Annotated in this window: 16 protein-coding genes; 4 read left to right on the plus strand and 12 right to left on the minus strand. The window is 46.0% G+C overall.

Going from position 1 to position 17,941, the window contains the following annotated elements:
- The first annotated feature begins 253 nt into the window (after nt 1-253).
- On the plus strand, nt 254-2,797 hold the full coding sequence (locus tag QMA41_RS14075; protein WP_281629989.1) for an Ig-like domain-containing protein: 2,544 nt from the start codon (nt 254-256) through the stop codon (nt 2,795-2,797).
- Nucleotides 2,798-2,836: 39 nt separating this feature from the next.
- Here QMA41_RS14075 and QMA41_RS14080 read toward each other — a convergent pair whose 3' ends face one another.
- Complete coding sequence (locus tag QMA41_RS14080; RefSeq protein WP_038163547.1) at nt 2,837-3,580, minus strand: YggN family protein; 744 nt, start codon at nt 3,578-3,580, stop codon at nt 2,837-2,839.
- 56 nt (nt 3,581-3,636) lie between these two features.
- Nucleotides 3,637-4,113: a GreA/GreB family elongation factor gene (locus QMA41_RS14085; protein WP_095560759.1), complete on the minus strand. Its 477-nt coding sequence runs from the start codon at nt 4,111-4,113 to the stop codon at nt 3,637-3,639.
- A gap of 77 nt (nt 4,114-4,190) precedes the next feature.
- Here QMA41_RS14085 and QMA41_RS14090 point away from each other — a divergent pair, with 77 nt between their 5' ends.
- Nucleotides 4,191-6,122 (plus strand): ATP-dependent DNA helicase RecQ, encoded by a 1,932-nt coding sequence (locus QMA41_RS14090; protein WP_281629990.1) that lies wholly within the window; start codon nt 4,191-4,193, stop codon nt 6,120-6,122.
- Nucleotides 6,123-6,128: 6 nt separating this feature from the next.
- On the opposite strand, the gene dinB is transcribed toward QMA41_RS14090, so the two are convergent.
- Nucleotides 6,129-7,196: a DNA polymerase IV gene (gene dinB / locus QMA41_RS14095; protein WP_281629991.1), complete on the minus strand. Its 1,068-nt coding sequence runs from the start codon at nt 7,194-7,196 to the stop codon at nt 6,129-6,131.
- A 155-nt stretch (nt 7,197-7,351) separates the two neighbouring features.
- Here dinB and QMA41_RS14100 point away from each other — a divergent pair, with 155 nt between their 5' ends.
- Nucleotides 7,352-8,569, plus strand: coding sequence for a diguanylate cyclase (locus QMA41_RS14100; protein WP_172845496.1), 1,218 nt, complete (start codon nt 7,352-7,354; stop codon nt 8,567-8,569).
- A 36-nt stretch (nt 8,570-8,605) separates the two neighbouring features.
- On the opposite strand, the gene nqrM is transcribed toward QMA41_RS14100, so the two are convergent.
- The 9 genes from nqrM to bolA all read right to left on the minus strand — a co-directional run bounded on the left by nqrM (nt 8,606) and on the right by bolA (nt 16,632).
- Nucleotides 8,606-8,860 carry a (Na+)-NQR maturation NqrM gene (gene nqrM / locus QMA41_RS14105; protein ID WP_006957941.1) on the minus strand — a complete coding sequence of 85 codons (255 nt, stop codon included), beginning with the start codon at nt 8,858-8,860 and terminating at the stop codon, nt 8,606-8,608.
- Nucleotides 8,861-8,880: 20 nt separating this feature from the next.
- On the minus strand, nt 8,881-9,885 hold the full coding sequence (locus tag QMA41_RS14110) for an FAD:protein FMN transferase (protein ID WP_082314363.1): 1,005 nt from the start codon (nt 9,883-9,885) through the stop codon (nt 8,881-8,883).
- Nucleotides 9,886-10,030: 145 nt separating this feature from the next.
- Entirely contained in the window at nt 10,031-11,254 is a 1,224-nt protein-coding gene (nqrF, locus tag QMA41_RS14115; protein ID WP_006957943.1) for an NADH:ubiquinone reductase (Na(+)-transporting) subunit F, read from the minus strand.
- 33 nt (nt 11,255-11,287) lie between these two features.
- Nucleotides 11,288-11,884 (minus strand): NADH:ubiquinone reductase (Na(+)-transporting) subunit E, encoded by a 597-nt coding sequence (gene nqrE, locus QMA41_RS14120; protein ID WP_006957944.1) that lies wholly within the window; start codon nt 11,882-11,884, stop codon nt 11,288-11,290.
- Nucleotides 11,885-11,891: 7 nt separating this feature from the next.
- Nucleotides 11,892-12,524 (minus strand): NADH:ubiquinone reductase (Na(+)-transporting) subunit D, encoded by a 633-nt coding sequence (locus QMA41_RS14125; protein ID WP_281629992.1) that lies wholly within the window; start codon nt 12,522-12,524, stop codon nt 11,892-11,894.
- Complete coding sequence (locus QMA41_RS14130) at nt 12,524-13,309, minus strand: Na(+)-translocating NADH-quinone reductase subunit C (RefSeq protein WP_006957946.1); 786 nt, start codon at nt 13,307-13,309, stop codon at nt 12,524-12,526. Before QMA41_RS14130 ends, QMA41_RS14125 begins: the two co-directional genes overlap by 1 nt.
- Nucleotides 13,299-14,543, minus strand: coding sequence for an NADH:ubiquinone reductase (Na(+)-transporting) subunit B (locus QMA41_RS14135; RefSeq protein WP_006957947.1), 1,245 nt, complete (start codon nt 14,541-14,543; stop codon nt 13,299-13,301). The genes QMA41_RS14130 and QMA41_RS14135 overlap by 11 nt, the downstream gene beginning before the upstream one ends.
- A 5-nt stretch (nt 14,544-14,548) precedes the next feature.
- On the minus strand, nt 14,549-15,889 hold the full coding sequence (locus QMA41_RS14140) for a Na(+)-translocating NADH-quinone reductase subunit A (protein WP_043009046.1): 1,341 nt from the start codon (nt 15,887-15,889) through the stop codon (nt 14,549-14,551).
- A gap of 434 nt (nt 15,890-16,323) precedes the next feature.
- The gene (gene bolA, locus QMA41_RS14145) at nt 16,324-16,632 is read right to left on the minus strand and encodes a transcriptional regulator BolA (RefSeq protein WP_281629993.1); all 309 of its coding nucleotides are present in this window, start codon (nt 16,630-16,632) and stop codon (nt 16,324-16,326) included.
- A gap of 138 nt (nt 16,633-16,770) precedes the next feature.
- Between bolA and QMA41_RS14150 the strand changes: the two genes are divergently transcribed.
- On the plus strand, nt 16,771-17,898 hold the full coding sequence (locus QMA41_RS14150) for a methyltransferase (protein WP_281629994.1): 1,128 nt from the start codon (nt 16,771-16,773) through the stop codon (nt 17,896-17,898).
- Nucleotides 17,899-17,941 lie beyond the last annotated feature (43 nt).

Below are 17,941 nucleotides of genomic sequence, written 5' to 3' on the forward strand. Positions count from 1 at the left end.
AAGTAACCAGAACAAGGCAAATAAATAGGAAATTAAGCTGTAAATTAATTCATACAAAGAATTTTTAACCAACCAGTAAGCAAAAATTGAAGCGTGAAGTGCGCCGAACAACCAATGTAATGAAAGATTCGAACTAATTTTCACCGTGATATCCGACGAATAAAACCCAAATAATCATTAAGTTAGCGAGCAAAGCTCAGCATTTTCGCTATTGGTTATGAGTTGGTTTACTAAATCCATTAAGGAGAGAAAAATGGGTTCAAATCTGCTCAGAGGCGCCATCATCGCGGCGCTAGGGCTAAGCTACCAAGCGCACGCCTATGATTGTGCTGGCTTGGTGGTTTGGGATAGCACTGCGGTCTACACATCCGGAGATCTAGTTCAGACATCCAACCATGCTTATCAAGCCAGTCATTGGACACAGGGCAATGACCCCGTCAGCAACTCCGGTGACTGGGAAGCATGGAAAGATCTTGGGCAATGTGACACTGGCGGTGGCAACGCAGCTCCAGAGGTATCCATATCTTCTCCTGTCAATAATACCGAGATCCCTGAAGGCACAGTCACCACGATACAGGCTTCCGCCAGTGATAGCGATGGCAGCATCGCTCAAGTGGCCTTCCAAGTTGATGGTCAGAACATTGCGACGGTCACACAAGCGCCCTATCAAACAGATTGGACCGCGGTCGCAGGTGCGACCACCATTTCCGTTATTGCCACTGACAATGAAAACGCAACATCAGAAACGCAGATTGCAATCAGTGTCACCTTAGCTGGCGAACCTATTCCTCCTTCTGTCACTTTAACCAGCCCTTCAGGCAGCGAGCAATTGACGGAAGGCGACCTTCTCACATTGAGCGCAAATGCCTCCGACACAGATGGTAGCGTTGATAAAGTTGAATTTTTTGTCGATGGACAATTGATTGCTAGCGATACATCTGCACCTTACGAAACCACGTGGACCTCAGTCAGTGGCACTCATACCTTCAAGGCCAAAGCCACAGACAACGACAACCAGACGACCTCAACACAAGAAGTATCGCTGGTTGTCGCCAGCAACGCAGCAGGTGGCTGCGCAGGGCTACCGACTTATACCGCAGGTACCAGCTACAGTGCGGGTCAGTTGGTACAGAACCACAATCAAAAATACCGTTGTGACATTGCTGGTTGGTGTTCTTCAGCCTCAGCTGGGGCCTATGAGCCAGGACAAGGAGACTATTGGGATGAAGCATGGACGGGGTTAGGCGCTTGTGCCGCTCCACCGGCGGTAACCATCACTAGCCCTAGTGACAATCAAATATTGCTTGCTGGCAGTACGGTCAGTTTCGCTGCTGACGCATCTGACTCCGATGGGACAGTAAGCCAAGTCGAATTCTTCGCAGGCAGTAACAGCCTAGGTGTGGTGACACAGCCACCTTACGCGGTGAGTTGGACAGCGACTCAGGTTGGCCTAAATAGCCTCAAAGCCGTCGCAACAGACAATGAAAACAACACGGGCGAAGCGACGGTTTCGGTAACAGTCAGTGACCAAGACTTAGTGGTTGCACTGACATCGCCAGCACCGGGCCAAACCGTCGGGTTAGGTAAATCGGTCCAGTTTACCGCTGATGCAACATCGCTGTCTGCCAGCGTATCGCAGGTCGATTTCTTAGTGAACGGAGCGATTGTCGGTACAGATACCACTGCACCATACAGCTATAACTGGACTGCAGGTGCGGTAGGTAGCTATACCGTTGCGGCTAAAGCCACAGACTCGGCCAACAGCGTAGTGACGTCCGATGCTGCGACGATTTCTGTCGTGGAGCAGACAGAAAAAACGCACAAGCTGATCGGATATTGGCATAACTTCGTCAACGGTGCAGGGTGCCCAATGCGATTGGCGGATATGTCGGACGCTTGGGATGTTATCGACATTGCATTTGCCGAGAATGATCGCAACAGCGATGGTACCGTCCACTTTAACCTTTACTCTGGTGATATCCATAGCAGTTGTGCTGCACTTGACCCAGCTCAGTTCAAACAAGACATGGCAGCGCTACAAGCTAAAGGTAAAAAGTTTGTCCTTTCTCTTGGTGGTGCAGAAGGCACGATTACGCTCAATACTGATCAGGATGAAACCAACTTTGTCTCCAGCTTGACTGACATCATCAAGGAGTGGGGTTTCGATGGTCTTGATGTCGACTTAGAGAGTGGTTCTAATCTGGTTCATGGCTCGCAAATTCAGGCGCGCTTAGGCCGAGCACTACTGCAAATCGAGCAAAACATGGGCGGGGATATGTACCTGACTATGGCGCCAGAACACCCTTATGTTCAAGGCGGGTTCGTCGCTTACAGTGGCATTTGGGGGGCTTACATTCCGGTCATTAATGACACACGCAGTACACTAGACCTTCTCCACGTACAGCTTTACAACAATGGCGGCCTGCCAAATCCTTACACGCAAGGCAGCGCTGCTGAAGGTTCAGTCGATATGATGGTTGCCCAATCTAAGATGCTAATTGAAGGGTTTGAGCTGGCCGATGGCACTCAGTTTGCGCCGCTTCGAGATGATCAAGTCGCTATCGGCTTGCCATCAGGTCCTAGCTCAGCGAACTCAGGGCAAGCACCGACTCAGAACATTCTTGATGCATTAGATTGTCTGACTAAAGGCACCAGCTGTGGCTCAGTTACTCCTGCCTTTAACTATCCTAACTATGCGGGTGTGATGACCTGGTCGATTAACTGGGATGAGCACGATGGCTTCATCTTCTCAGGTCCTGTCGGCGACAAGCTAACCCAGATGAATAACAGCCAATAAAAAGAAGAGCGCCGTTTGGCGCTCTTCTCTTATCGGGAGTTAAATAGTGAAAATCTGATAATCTTTTAGCTGTGGAATTTTCTTATGTAATTCCTGTTCTTGCTCAGCCATATTGTCAAGTGAGTCACAAAATTCCTGACTCTGTTTCTCCACGTCAACGGAGTGTTCTTCAAGTCTTTTTGCAATTCGCTCTTTCAGCTCACTCATAGTATCCGCCATCTCTGTCAGATTCAGACCACCTTCCGCTTTCATTTTTTCCGACATCGCATTGAATGCACTGGTGATGAACTCTTCATTGAACAACTTCTTCGCGCTTTCAAAATCTTCCGCCCACGTTTCGCGCAGTGAGCCAAAGCTGTCCGCTGGTAAAACCAAATCGCCATTTTGGTAATAACGAGCTTCGATGTCGGCGTAAAACTGCTGCATGGAGGCTTTCACACTGTCGAAAGCTTCCGGTGCATCGAAACTTTGGCCAACATCATCAATAATGTCGTTCGCCAAAGCCAGACCATCCTGAGCAATCTGCTTTGCTCGTGGCAAGTAATCATTTAAATTGCTGCGATAGTCAGCGATCGCTTGCTGCTGTGACGCATCTAAAGGGATGACCTCTCCATGAATAGTCAAGGTGTTATCGGCATTCACAATCGCACTGTCACCACTGACTTGATGGATCTCTAACGTCTCACCATTAATGCGGATATCATTTTTCAAATCGACCTGACATTGAGCTGCGTATACCTGACTCGCCATCAGCAACGGGATGGTCATTAGTACTCGTTTCATTTTAATCTCACCGTATTGACTCTTCGCTACCCTAACAAAAACTCAACGCACTTGCGTCAAATTATTGTATCTACCTCATAGCTAAAGGTGGTTGTCGCGACCTGATACTCTACTTCATCCCCCATAGACTTACCCTTCATAGCAAAGCCAAGTGGTGAATCGAACGTGACTAACATGACTTCTTGTTGCTGATGCTGGACTTTCAAACCACCCGTGCAAGGCGCAACAAAAAACCATCGACGGTTATCCTCAAGATCAATTAAAGAAACCAGACTACCAAGAGTGATTCGCTCTGATTGCTGTGGTAGTTGAAGATGAGCCATGACATCCAGATCTCGTTCGCATTCCTGTACACGCATGGCCTGTCCATGAGCAAGGTAGGATGCCTCCAGCGCCAAAGTATCATATTTGTGCTCTGGGATAGTTTCTTCATCAGTGGCAGACTCAATCGCACGTTGAGTAGCACTGTTGGCCACTTCAAGAGAGTGTTGCATCGCAGTCAATATGGTTTGCAGTAACTCCGATTTATTCATACTAAAATCATGTTCCTTCCCGTCTAATCTCTCTAGAATACTACGTCAGGCACTCTCGTCATACTGGTAACAGGTAAATGCAAACATCAGGCAACCAAGATAAAATCAACGCTACATTACGCAACGCTTTTGGCTTTGAGCAACTCAGAGACGGGCAATATCAAGTAATAGATAAGGTTTTGGACGGCAAGTCCTGTGCGGCTATTTTCCCGACGGGTTCAGGGAAATCTCTTTGTTATCAGCTATCTGCTTTATGTTTACCACACCTGACCTTAGTCATTTCTCCTCTACTAGCCTTAATGAAAGATCAGATCGAATTCCTGCACAGCAAAGGTATCGCAGCAGCCTCTCTCAACTCCAGCCAAAGCAAGGAAGAAGCCCAACGGATCATAGCACAAGTGCGTAATGGCGATGTGAAGATCCTAATGGTGTCTGTCGAACGACTGAAAAACGAGCGTTTTCGTCACTTTTTATCTCAGCTCAGTATCTCGCAATTGGTTGTCGATGAAGCACACTGTATCTCAGAATGGGGGCACAATTTTCGCCCTGACTACCTAAAGCTTCCTCAGTTTCAACAAGAACTCGCGATTCCTCAAGTTCTCCTTTTGACCGCAACGGCAACGCAAGCGGTATTGGACGACATGAGTAAGAAATTCAACATAGCGCCGCGTGACATTACGGTCACTGGGTTTTATCGACCTAATCTGGACATTTCAGTCATGCCCTGTTCGCAAGCAGAAAAAGATAACGCCTTGTTATCGGTCATCAGCCAAGATCCAAAGTTACCTACCATTGTTTACGTAACTCAACAGAACAGTGCCGAGCGTATTGCCAAGTTACTTACCGAACAAGGCGTTAAAGCAACGGCTTATCACGCGGGACTAGACAGTGAAACCCGAGAACGAATTCAGCAGGACTTTATGTCTGGTCAGACAGATTGCATTGCCGCTACCATCGCTTTTGGTATGGGAGTGGATAAATCGGATATCCGCCGAGTGATTCATTTTGATTTACCTAAATCAATTGAAAACTACGCACAAGAAATTGGCCGAGCAGGTCGAGATGGACAAACCTCACAATGCATTTTGCTCGCCAACGAGGATGGTGTGTGTACGTTGGAAAACTTTGTCTACGGCGACACTCCTGAATACGATGAAATCTATAACGTCATTCAGCAAGCCGTTTCGTCAGAGCAAAACTGGGAGGTGGTGATCTCTCGTCTTTCCTCTGACAGTAATATTCGTCAGCTACCACTGAAAACATTGCTCGTGTACATGGAGATGGCTAAGGTCATCACCGCCCAATACAGTTACTTCGCCGATTATCGCTTCAAGTTCATCAGTCCTAAACAGGATATTATTGAACACTTCGATGGCGAGAGGCGCCAATTTAGTGAAGCGCTGTTTCACTGTTCGCCGCAAGCAAGGCTCTGGTGTCAGGTTGATTTTGATGCTCTGTGGCAAAGCTATCAGGGTGGACGTTCGCGTGCTGTCGCCGCACTGGATTATTTTCATCAAAACGGATGGATTGAACTGGAAAGTAAGTTAATGACCGAAGTGTATCGGGTCAGTCCACCTCAACAGTCCATCGAAGACCTCAGTGAGCAGCTATGGCAACTGTTTAAGAATAAAGAACGCAGTGACGTCGAGCGTATTCACAACCTGTTAGCGTTGTTCAAATCCAAACACTGTTTGAGTAAGGCGTTAGCAAACTACTTTTCAGACAGCCAAGCCCCTGAGCAGTGTGGCCACTGTAGCGTATGTCGTGGAGAACAACGTGCTTGGCCAGATGCACTAAACCCACAATTAGAACGCGAACAGATTGCTGACTGGTTGGCTCCTCTTCAAGGTAAATCCGCCTCACCATTGTCCAACAATCTTAAAACGAAGTTCCTGTGCGGCATAGCTACCCCTTGGTTTACCAAAATCAAAGCGCGCAGCTTAGCTGGGTTTGGCAAACTCAGTGAGCATCCATATCAGCAAGTATTGAGCGAAATTGAGTCGATTTAGCTGGCGTCAGAAAAAGCTCAGCTGTTTGGTTTGCTCTTCAGGCTTAAGCATCACGTTTAAGCCCAATAGCCTTATCTCGCGCCCTTGCTGGCGCTTAAGAATGTCACGCAGTAAATCTTTGAAGTAATCCAGCTCGAGTTCAGGGTGTATGTGTTCAATCGTCGTGAGCTGGAAGTCCGCAAACTTGAGTTTGATGCCCTGCTTGATAATGGCTTTCTCAGGAGAGGCTTTTATCAGCCGTGTTTCCAGCTCAGGAAAGAGCTTATGTTCAATCACCTGCCAACACTCGTCATAAGTACTGATATTTTCGCTGAAAGTGCGCTCAACACCGACCGATTTTCGTTCACGTTCTACCACTACCTCTCGCCGGTCAATACCATGGCTCTTTTTCCACAGAGAGGCACCTAATCGACCAAAGCGTAATAACAGCTCACGGTAATCACTGTTTTTTACATCCTCACAGAGATAAAAGCCTGCCTGATGCAATTTTTCTAAGCTCACCTTTCCCACACCGGGAATTTTTTCTAGTGGCAGCTTGTCGACAACCTGCTGGACTTTTTCCGGTGGTATCACGTACTGTCCGTTGGGCTTATTCATATCCGAAGCGACTTTTGCTAGAAACTTTACCGGAGCAACACCAGCCGACGCTGTCAGTTGAAGTTCATTAAAAATATCTCGCCGGATGGCTTCTGCAATTAACGTTGCTGAGCCCTGGCACCGCTCAGAATCTGTCACGTCCAAAAAGGCTTCATCCAAGGACAAAGGCTCAATCAATGTCGTGTAGCGGGAGAAAATCTCACGAATATGCTGAGAAGCTTGTTTGTACACTTGCATACGCCCTGGGACGACCAGAAGGTGAGGACACAATTTTAACGCCTGCCCAGTAGGCATCGCACTTCGGATGCCAAACTTTCTCGCCTCATAGTTGCAAGTACTCAGAACGCCACGTTGTTTTTCATGCCCACCAACGGCCAATGGCCTTCCGCGATAGCTCGGGTTATCACGCATCTCCACCGCCGCATAAAAGCAGTCCATATCAACATGAATGATCTTTCTTACTTTTTCGTCGGACATAATCACACACAAAAACTGTACATAAACACAGTATAACTTTTCTCTCTCTACTCGCCAACAGTCGTAAGAAGAGCGAAACTTTTTCCGCATTTCTAATAGAAGTATCAAAATATGCAGTTATTATTAATTTATAAGTTGCGATAAGGAGGACTCAGGTGAACCATAAAGTGTTGGTGGTCGAAGACAGCCGAGCCTATCGCAACTATTTGACACAGCAGTTGACGACTATTGGCTGTGACGTCGTTGGGTGCGAATCATATGCAGAGACTCAAAAAGCACTAGATGAGCATCACAACTTCCATTTTGCTGTGCTGGATTACTGCTTGCCTGACGCACAGGATGGCGAAGTCATTGATCTTGTTTTAGATAATAAACAAAAGGTTATCGTACTCACTGCGACCTTTAGCGATAAGATTCGTGAACGCTTTATTGCCAAAGGCGTGATGGATTATCTACTTAAAGACAGTATGGCTTCCGTGTCGTACTTACTGCCGTTGGCAACTCGATTGATGAACAATGTTAATCATCATGCTCTGGTAGTTGATGACTCTCCAACTGTTCGAAAGCATGTTACTCAATTGCTTGAACATCAGTACATTCGAACGACTCAAGCGCAAAACGGCTCGGACGCACTACATAAACTCGCGGAAACTCCAGATATAACCTTCATCATTACCGACCATGATATGCCCAGCAAAGACGGTATTGTAATGACTCGAGAGATTAGGCAAATGTACGATAAGAATAGCCTCGCTATATTAGGGCTATCGGGCAGTGGCGACAGAACGCTAACCGCTAGGTTTCTTAAAGCTGGCGCCAATGACTTTTTGCACAAACCGTTTAACCAAGAAGAGTTTTTTTGCCGAGTCAATCAACTCCTTGATATGAAAGAAGCCACCGACGAGCTGTACAAACTTGCTAATCAGGATACCCTGACTGGTCTTTGGAACCGTCGTTTTCTCTTCAATCAATCTTGTACCGAAGGCAGTGCCAGATACATCGCTATGCTGGATATCGACCACTTTAAATCCGTCAATGATACTTTCGGCCATGATGGCGGAGACGCTGCACTAAAAACCATCGCCAATATATTGAAAATCTACTTTCCAGAAGATGTGGTTGTGCGCTTTGGAGGGGAGGAGTTTTGCGTGCAGTCTTACTCAACACTGGATGAATTTATCACTCGCCTAGAGAAAATGCGCCAGAGAATAGAGAATTCAATAATTAAACATAATGGTCAAGACATCACGCTAACGATCAGTATCGGTGTATGCAGTTTAGAAGGCACCTTGGAACAGCAAATTAAATTGGCAGACGATTGTCTTTATGTCGCCAAAGAACACGGCCGCAATCAAATTATCGCGACAGAATAAACAAAGCCCGGATTGAACTCCGGGCTTTGTGTTCGATTAAGCAATACGGTCTTTTTCCCACGCTGCCAGTTTTTCTTCACGAGCAGCAAGCTTTTCTGCTCTTAAAGCTTCGCGAGCTTCTCGCTTTTTACGAGCATCACACGGTTCAGGGCAATTACACACCTTGTCAACGCCCACAGCACCAAGACCACCACAACTGCCTTTCACCACTTTCTTCTGGAAAATGTAGCCGACAGACATGGCTGCGATAACGGCAATAAAAATGCCGAAAGTAATCAGAAATGTACTCATAATGACATGCTCACTTGGTATTATTTATTCATAAATGGCTTATACGCTTCCGATGCCATTTCTTTAAATCCATCTTCGGTCTTAACGATCATAAACACAGGGATATTATTCTCGTTGGCTATCTTCATTCCCTGCTCTTCGCCAAGCACCATCAACCCTGTTGCTAGACCATCAGCAGTCATCGATGACTTGTCTAGTACCGTCACAGACACGACTTTATGACGGATTGGCTTTCCGGTCTGAGGATTAATGATGTGCGAGTAACGTACACCATCACGCTCAAAATAGATACGATAATCACCAGAAGTGGCAACGGCCATATCGCCCGGCTCGATAATCTCCTGCACAGCACGTTCGTCAGCAGACGGTTTTTCAATCGCGATACGCCATTTAACGCCTTCACGATTGATGCCCTTAAGGCGCATCTCACCACCGACTTCTACCATGTAATTTTGAATGCCTTGTGATTGAATATAGTCCGCAACAACGTCGACCCCCCAACCTTTTGCAATTGTTGAAAGATCAACATACAGATTTGGGATGTCCTTAGTCAGCAGATTACCTTTTACCGTCAAATGTTGAATGCCTGTATTGGCCTTACGTGCTGCCAGCTCTTCATCCGTTGGCACCACTTCAGGACGTGCTTCAGGTCCAAAGCCCCATAAATTAACTAATGGGCCGACAGTAACATCTAAGGCACCTAAAGTAAGACCGTTCAAACGAATGGCTTCTTTCACAACCGTGGCAGTTTGTGGTGACACTTCGAATGGCGTTGATGTCTGGTTTTGATTGAAACGACTCAATTCCGAATCTTTGCGGTAAGTCGACATCTGGTCATTCACTTCTTCCAGCAAGCGGTCAACTTCTTTTTGTAGGGCCTCTGGCGATGGGATGCCCTCAGACTCTATGTATTTGATATTGTAAGTGGTACCCATTGTCGGGCCACTTAGGTGAATCTGTTCTACGGGCTTTTCACAGCCGGCAAGAACCAATAGAGAAGCAAATGCAACAAGCCACTTTTTCACTTGTTAGACTCCTTATAAGAGAAACGGAAATAGCACATGACTCTGTTAAAGAGCACATCGACTATGGCCATTTAAAAATTAATAGCAGGAAAAAACAATGGCTGACTCTTACGAGTCAGCCATATATTTCAATCACTTATAGGAATTAACCACCAAAGTCATCGAGTAGGATGTTTTCATCCTCAACACCAAGATCTTTTAGCATGCCGATAACAGCTGCGTTCATCATTGGTGGACCACACATGTAGTACTCACAATCTTCAGGCGCTTCGTGGTCCTTCAGGTAGTTTTCGTACAGTACGTTGTGGATGAAGCCAGTGTAGCCATCCCAGTTATCTTCAGGCATTGGATCAGATAGAGCACAGTGCCATACGAAGTTGTCGTTTTCTGCTTGTAGGCCGTCGAAATCTTCTACGTAGAACATTTCGCGCTTAGAACGAGCACCGTACCAGAATGACATCTTACGTGAAGACTTCAGACGCTTAAGCTGATCAAAGATATGTGAACGCATCGGCGCCATACCTGCACCACCACCAACGAATACCATTTCGTTGTCAGTGTCTTTCGCGAAGAACTCACCAAATGGACCAGAAATCGTACACTTATCGCCTTCTTTCAGAGACCAGATGTACGAAGACATGATGCCTGGTGGTACGTCTGGGTTGTTTGGCGGCGGTGTAGCGATACGGACGTTCAGCATGATGATGCCTTCTTCTTCCGGATAGTTCGCCATTGAGTAAGCACGGATAGTCTCTTCGTTTACCTTAGACTCGTAACGGAACAGGTTGAACTTGTCCCAGTCTTCACGGTATTCCTCAGGGATATCGTAGTCAGCGTATTTCACGTGGTGAACTGGCGCTTCAATCTGGATGTAACCACCAGCACGGAAAGGTACTGATTCGCCATCCGGAATTTGTAGCTTAAGTTCTTTGATGAATGTTGCTTTGTTATCGTTAGAGATAACAGAACATTCCCACTTCTTAACACCGAAGATTTCTTCAGGGAGTTCGATGTCCATGTCAGTTTTCATTGCAACCTGACACGCTAGACGCTCACCTTCACGTGCTTCACCTTTAGTAATATGGTCAAGCTCGGTAGGTAGGATATCGCCACCACCTGATTTAACTTTTACGCGACACTGACCACATGAGCCACCGCCACCACAAGCAGAAGATACGAATACACCAGCACCAGCTAGAGCACCCAGAAGCTTACTGCCTGGCTGTGTAACGATCGCCAGTGAAGGGTCATCGTTTACAGAAATTGTAATGTCACCTGTTGGTACAAGCTTAGACTTAGCGAAAAGAATCACTAGTACTAGCGCAAGTACGATCAGAGTAAACATCACTACACCAAGAATAATGTCCATTGACTATTCCTTAATTGTTGCGGTTTACCCGACTTACAGTTGAACACCAGAGAAAGACATAAAGCCTAACGCCATAAGACCTACACTGATAAAAGTGATACCAAGACCACGCAGACCAGGGGGCACGTCAGAGTACTTCATCTTCTCACGGATACCTGCAAGAGCAACGATAGCTAGCATCCAACCCACACCTGAACCGAAGCCGTAAACAACAGATTCAGCAAAGTTGTAGTCACGTTGTACCATGAAAGATACGCCACCGAAGATCGCACAGTTTACTGTGATCAGCGGTAGGAAGATGCCTAGCGCGTTGTACAGAGGTGGGAAGAAACGGTCAAGAACCATCTCTAGAATCTGTACAAGTGCTGCAATTACACCGATAAAGGTGATGAAGTTTAGGAAGCTAAGATCCACACCTTCCACCAAAGCGTTTTCTTTCAGTACAAGGTTGTAAACTAGGTTGTTAACCGGAACTGCGATAGTCAGTACCACAACAACAGCAACACCAAGACCGAAAGACGTCTTTACTTTCTTAGATACAGCAAGGAATGTACACATACCTAAGAAGAAAGACAGAGCCATGTTTTCGATGAAAATCGATTTAACTAATAGACTAATGTAATGTTCCATGACGTCCTTACTCCTTCGCTTCTACTTGTTCTGGTTTCAGAATACGGATTGCCCAGATAAGGAAGCCGATTAGGAAGAATGCAGATGGTGCTAGAAGCATCAGACCGTTTGGCTGGTACCAACCACCATTGCTCACTAGAGGTAGAACTTCCATGCCAAATAGTTTGCCAGAGCCAAACAACTCACGGAAGAAGCCTACAGTGATAAGAACGAAGCCGTAACCAAGACCGTTACCAATACCATCAATAAGTGACGGCACAGGTGCAGATTTCATAGCGAATGCTTCAGCACGACCCATTACGATACAGTTCGTAATGATCAAACCTACGAATACCGATAGCTGTTTAGAGATATCGTATAGGTATGCTTTTAGCACTTGGTCTACCACGATTACTAAAGAAGCGATGATCGCCATCTGAACGATGATACGAACGCTGTTAGGAATGTGGTTACGGATTAGAGATACAGAGAAGTTTGACAACGCAGTAACAAACGTTACCGCTAGTGTCATTACAAATGCTGTCTCTAGTTTAGTTGTTACTGCAAGAGCAGAACATACACCAAGAACCTGCAGCGCGATTGGGTTGTTATCCAACACCGGCGCCATAATGCTCTTTTTAATGCTTTGTGCGCTAGACATTAGTTCAGACCTCCGTCACGAACTTTTGCTAGGAACGGGCCAAAGCCCATATCGCCTAACCAGAAGTCGAATGTACCTTGAACACCGTTACCAGTTAGTGTTGCACCTGAAAGGCCGTCGATACCATGCTCTGAACCTTCTGGAGCGCCACCTTTAACAATCTTGATTGCTGGCTTGTGGTTGTCGTCAAACAATTTTTTACCGACCCACTGAGCACGCCATGATGGGTTCTCAACTTCACCACCAAGTCCAGGGGTTTCACCCTGCTCGTAGTAAGTGATACCAGACACTGTGTTACCGTCAGTTTCAACAGCAACAAATGCGTACATCATAGACCATAGACCGTTACCATGAACTGGCAGGATAACTTTAGACACGTCATTACCGTCTTTCACTAGGTATACAACACCTGTGTTAGCACGACGGATGATTTTCGCCTTGTCTTCTTCGCCAGTTAGTTTAACTGACTCTGAAGGGTCTTTTGCTGCTTTGCGCTGATCATAGTTTGCAGCGGTAGAACCATCTGCAGCTTCTTCAACAAAGTCACCAGTGTTGAAGTCAACCAGGCGAGGTTCAATGTACTCAGCGAATAGCTCAGGTACTTTCTTGCCCGCTGTTTCAATTCCAGCAACTTCGATAATCTTAGTTTGCTTGTCTAGTACAGCGTTAGCTTTTTGCTGATCGCGCAGACCAACAGCGGCTGTTGATACGATGATTGAACAAACAAGGCTCAACCCGATAACAACACCCAGCGTCTTTTTAATGCTGTCGTTATTACTTGCCATAGCGTGCTTGTCTCCGCTTGATGTTCTTCTCGATAACTACATGGTCGAACAGAGGTGCAAACAGGTTCGCGAATAGAATCGCCAGCATCATACCCTCTGGGTAAGCTGGGTTAACCACACGAATAAGTACACACATCACGCCAATTAGCGCGCCGTACCACCATTTACCACCATTGGTAAATGAAGCGGATACAGGGTCTGTCGCCATAAAGAACATACCGAATGCAAAACCACCTAGAACTAGGTGCCAATGCCATGGCATGTTGAACATTGGGTTGGTATCAGAACCGATAACGTTGAACAGCGTTGCGGTTGCAATCATACCGATCATCACACCAGCAATGATTCGCCACGAAGCGATTCGCATATAAACGATCATCGCTGCACCAATCATCAGGGCAAGAGTCGATACTTCACCGATTGAACCAGGGATGTTACCGATAAACGCGTCCATCCAAGTGATAGGAGCACCTGTTACTGTGTTAACAAGAGCACCGTTACCACCTTGAGCCCATTGGCTAAGCGCAGTAGCACCTGAGAAACCGTCAGCAGCAGTCCAGACTACGTCACCCGAGATTTGAGCTGGGTAAGCGAAGAATAGGAAAGCACGACCAGCCAGTGCAGGGTTTAGGAAGTTACGACCTGTACCACCAAAGATCTCTTTCGCTACCACAACACCGAATGTGATACCTAGAGCCGCTTGCCATAGAGGCAGCGTTGGCGGAACGATTAGCGCGAACAAGATAGAAGTAACAAAGAAGCCTTCGTTAACTTCGTGCTTACGCACCATACAGAACAACACTTCCCAGAAACCACCAACAATAAACACTGTGGCGTAAATCGGTAGGAAGTAGGTCGCACCCAGTAGCATCTTAGTGCCAACCCCTGCATCAGCTGCAATAGTGCCGCCAAGCATTTCGGTTAGCCAGTAATGCCAGTTACCTGCGATAACTGCTGCTAGCTGCTCGCCAGCATACATGTGGTTAAGTGCTGCAATAGCTTGGCCACCTGCGTTGTACATACCCCAGAACATTGCTGGGAATACCGCGAACCAAACCATGATCATGATACGTTTTAAGTCAACGCTATCACGAACGTGCGAGCTTTTCTTTGTGATAAGACCTGGCGTGTAGAAAACTGTTGCTACAGCTTCGTACAGGGCAAACCATTTTTCATGTTTACCGCCAGGCTCAAAATGATGCTCGATGTCTTCAAGAAACTTTTTAAGAGCCATGAAAATTACCCTTCCTTCTCGATCTTATCTAGGCATTCACGAAGTAACGCACCGTACTCGTATTTGCCCGGACATACAAAGGTACACAATGCTAGGTCTTCTTCATCCAGTTCTAGCGCACCCAGTGCTTGAGCACTGTCAACGTCGCCTGCACATAGATCACGAAGTAGCAAAGTTGGTTCCATATCCAATGGCAATACACGTTCATAGTTGCCAATTGGCACCATTGAACGATCACTACCATTCGTGGTTGTTGTCATGTTGAACAACTGACCTTTGAAGATATGACCAAGGAAAGCACGGGTTACCGAGAACTTGTTCTTACCAGGCATAGCCCAGCCAAACAGTTCTTTGTCACGACCTTCACGTAATACAGAAACCTGTACGTGGTAACGACCTAGGTAAGCGTGAGGACCAGTTGCATGAGTACCTGTCAGTACTGAACCAGAAATCACACGAACTTCACCTGGCATTAACTCGCTGTCAGTCAAATCTTCTAGGTTTGCACCTAGAGTTGTACGAACTAGACGAGGGTTGTTCACTACTGGGCCAGCCAGAGATACAACGCGATCCGTGTAAAGTTCACCAGTTAGGAACAACTTACCGAACGCAATAACGTCTTGGTAGTTGATGCTCCACGCCACGTTTTCTGCATTTACTGGGTATAGGAAATGCATGTGGGTGCCAGCTAGACCTGCTGGGTGAGGGCCATCAAAAACATGCTCTTCAACATTTGACTGAGAAGAACGAGGTAGACTGGTACCAGATTTACACACGTAAACCTTACCGTCTGTCAGAGTTGAAAGCACATCCAAACCAGCAACGAACGCATCTTGCTGTTCATTGATGACCAACTCAGGCTGAGCTGCCAACGGATTAGTATCCATTGCAGTTACAAAAATAGCCTGTGTAGAAGACTCAATTGCTGGAACCTTGCTAAACGGACGAGTACGTAAAGCTGTCCAAAGACCTGCATCAACAAGCTGAGTTTTAACCGCGGTACGGTCAAGACCTGCTAGTTGGCCGGCTTCAAACTTATCGAACGTTACCTGCTCCTCACCTGCCACTTCAATCACTACAGATTGAAGGACACGTTTAGCGCCACGGTTAACCTCGATCACTTTACCGCTTGCTGGTGAAGTAAATTTCACACCCGGGTTCTTTTTGTCTTCAAAAAGAACTTGGGCTTTCTTTACTTCATCGCCTACGCGAACATGCATAGTAGGACGCATGCCAACGTACTCTTCGCCAAGCAAGGCGACTTTCTTGATGGTCTTACCATCATTAATCACCTGGGTAGGAGTTCCTGCGATAGGAAGGTCCAGACCCTTCTTTATTGTAATCATACGCACTTGCACTACTTTTATCGGGAAAAAGATTCTTTGATTGCGTAACTTTTAGACACGACACTAGTGTCCGGTTTTGGCGCAGTTTAAAACACCAAAATCGCAACATCCTATTAAAAACCTCGCTACAAATTTAGTCGAGATTTATCAGGTGCGATAGTCTATCATCTTTTTAGAAGTCTATGCCATGACCAATGAAGGGAATCAGATAGATATTTCGAAGGATTTGAGTTTAAAAGGCTAAGTATTGGTCATAAGTTTGAACCATCGCACAATCGCCAATAACCACACGGGCTTTGCTGTTTTTAATTATTCACATTGTGAAACATTTCTGGTTAAAACTAATTCAGCTGTTTATTTGTTTCTACATTGTTAACGCTTACTTAAATCACAGCCTATAAAAAAGGCAGCAAACGCCACCTCTTTTCTTTCAACTATTTAGAGCCGCCTAAACACATTGGGCTATCTGGAGCCAACTCGTTCTGCTCTTTCCACTCCGATAGCGTGTATGTGTGCATCGACAAAGCATGAATATGGTTAGCGAGTTCATCAGCCAGCACTTGATTAACCTGGCGATGGCGCCCAATCAGACGTTGACCTTCAAATTTGTCACTGACCACCACCACTTTAAAATGACTTTCCGAACCCGCTGGAACATTGTGCATGTAACTTTCGTTTAGCACGTTAAGAAATTCAGGTTCGAAGTGCTCTTGGAGTTTAGTTTCAATCACTTCTTGTAGCATTGTGTGTCACCATCTAAATATGAACAGCATGAAAGAACAGATAATAATCGTCTTGTACGCAAAGCAAAAGGTTTTAGTTTTCACACGCCCTACCTTCTGCGACAATTTACGTCATGAATTTGCCCAAGCGTTCCAAATATGAAAACTGAACTTGTGCTCCATGAGCGCACCTTAACTTTGCATCGATTCCCTCAACGCAACAATGAAACTCTTCAGGCCTGGGATGCTGGCGATGAATACCTTATCAATCATATAGAAGAACTTGGCCTCGCTGGCAAACACATTTTGATTCTGAATGACAGTTTTGGCGCGCTGAGCTGTTGGTTGTCGGAGAAACATCAGATCACCATGATGAGCGATTCCTACATTGCTCATCAAGGAACACTCTCCAACCTCAAGCGTAACCACTGCCGTGATATCACCTTGCTTCACACCATGGAAGAGATTCCTCAAGGTGTGGATTTCGTTTTGATACAAATCCCACGAAACAACCGCCACTTAATATGGCAGTTGAGTCAGCTAAGACAAAGGCTCGATGCTTCGGTACCAGTGATCGCGGTAAACAAAGCTAAAGAGATTCATACTTCTACATTAAATCTGTTTGAAAAGTACCTAGGTACGACAACAACATCTCTAGCATGGAAAAAACACCGCCTAGTTTTCTCTCAGGCCAATAGCACGATGAGTGTTACCGTCGATCCCATCACTCGCTGGAGTATCGACGAGCACGGCTTTATGCTCGACAACCTACCCAATGTCTATTCAGGTGAAAAGCTGGATCAGGGTGCGCGATTTATGCTTGAGCACTTGCCTAAAAATCTCAGCGATGAGAAGGTGGTAGACCTTGGATGTGGCAACGGTGTGTTGTCCGTAAAGATGGGAATGTTGAATCCAAATATACAACTCACTTGCGTCGATGAAAGTTTTATGGCTGTCGAATCGGCCAAGAGAAACTTAACCCGCACACTTGGCGAAGACAGAAAAATTGAGTGCCTTACCAACAACTGCTTGGACGGATTTGAAGACGCCAGCGCTGATGTTGTCGTCTGTAATCCCCCCTTCCATCAGCAACAAGCCATTACCGATCATATCGCATGGCAGATGTTCTGTGATGCAAAGCATGTTCTCAGCAACGGTGGACAATTATTAGTTATCGGTAACCGTCACCTCGGCTACGATGTGAAGTTATCTAAGCTATTTGGAAAATCGAACGTAAAACTTGTCGCTTCAAATAAGAAATTTGTTATTTTACAAGCAACTAAATAGTTCACTATCATGTCTCTTATACGTATAGAGTTACGATTAAAGG

The organism is Vibrio sp. St2 (assembly GCF_947311885.1).
Classification (GTDB): domain Bacteria; phylum Pseudomonadota; class Gammaproteobacteria; order Enterobacterales; family Vibrionaceae; genus Vibrio; species Vibrio coralliilyticus.

Excerpts from the sequence above, each read along its gene's own strand:
- QMA41_RS14075 (WP_281629989.1), top strand. The coding sequence starts at position 254 with ATGGGTTCAAATCTGCTCAGAGGCGCCATCATCGCGGCGCTAGGGCTA.
- QMA41_RS14080 (WP_038163547.1), bottom strand. The coding sequence starts at position 3,580 with ATGAAACGAGTACTAATGACCATCCCGTTGCTGATGGCGAGTCAGGTA.
- QMA41_RS14085 (WP_095560759.1), bottom strand. The coding sequence starts at position 4,113 with ATGAATAAATCGGAGTTACTGCAAACCATATTGACTGCGATGCAACAC.
- QMA41_RS14090 (WP_281629990.1), top strand. The coding sequence starts at position 4,191 with ATGCAAACATCAGGCAACCAAGATAAAATCAACGCTACATTACGCAAC.
- dinB (WP_281629991.1), bottom strand. The coding sequence starts at position 7,196 with ATGTCCGACGAAAAAGTAAGAAAGATCATTCATGTTGATATGGACTGC.
- nqrM (WP_006957941.1), bottom strand. The coding sequence starts at position 8,860 with ATGAGTACATTTCTGATTACTTTCGGCATTTTTATTGCCGTTATCGCA.
- nqrF (WP_006957943.1), bottom strand. The coding sequence starts at position 11,254 with ATGGACATTATTCTTGGTGTAGTGATGTTTACTCTGATCGTACTTGCG.
- nqrE (WP_006957944.1), bottom strand. The coding sequence starts at position 11,884 with ATGGAACATTACATTAGTCTATTAGTTAAATCGATTTTCATCGAAAAC.
- QMA41_RS14125 (WP_281629992.1), bottom strand. The coding sequence starts at position 12,524 with ATGTCTAGCGCACAAAGCATTAAAAAGAGCATTATGGCGCCGGTGTTG.
- QMA41_RS14130 (WP_006957946.1), bottom strand. The coding sequence starts at position 13,309 with ATGGCAAGTAATAACGACAGCATTAAAAAGACGCTGGGTGTTGTTATC.
- QMA41_RS14135 (WP_006957947.1), bottom strand. The coding sequence starts at position 14,543 with ATGGCTCTTAAAAAGTTTCTTGAAGACATCGAGCATCATTTTGAGCCT.
- QMA41_RS14140 (WP_043009046.1), bottom strand. The coding sequence starts at position 15,889 with ATGATTACAATAAAGAAGGGTCTGGACCTTCCTATCGCAGGAACTCCT.
- bolA (WP_281629993.1), bottom strand. The coding sequence starts at position 16,632 with ATGCTACAAGAAGTGATTGAAACTAAACTCCAAGAGCACTTCGAACCT.
- QMA41_RS14150 (WP_281629994.1), top strand. The coding sequence starts at position 16,771 with ATGAAAACTGAACTTGTGCTCCATGAGCGCACCTTAACTTTGCATCGA.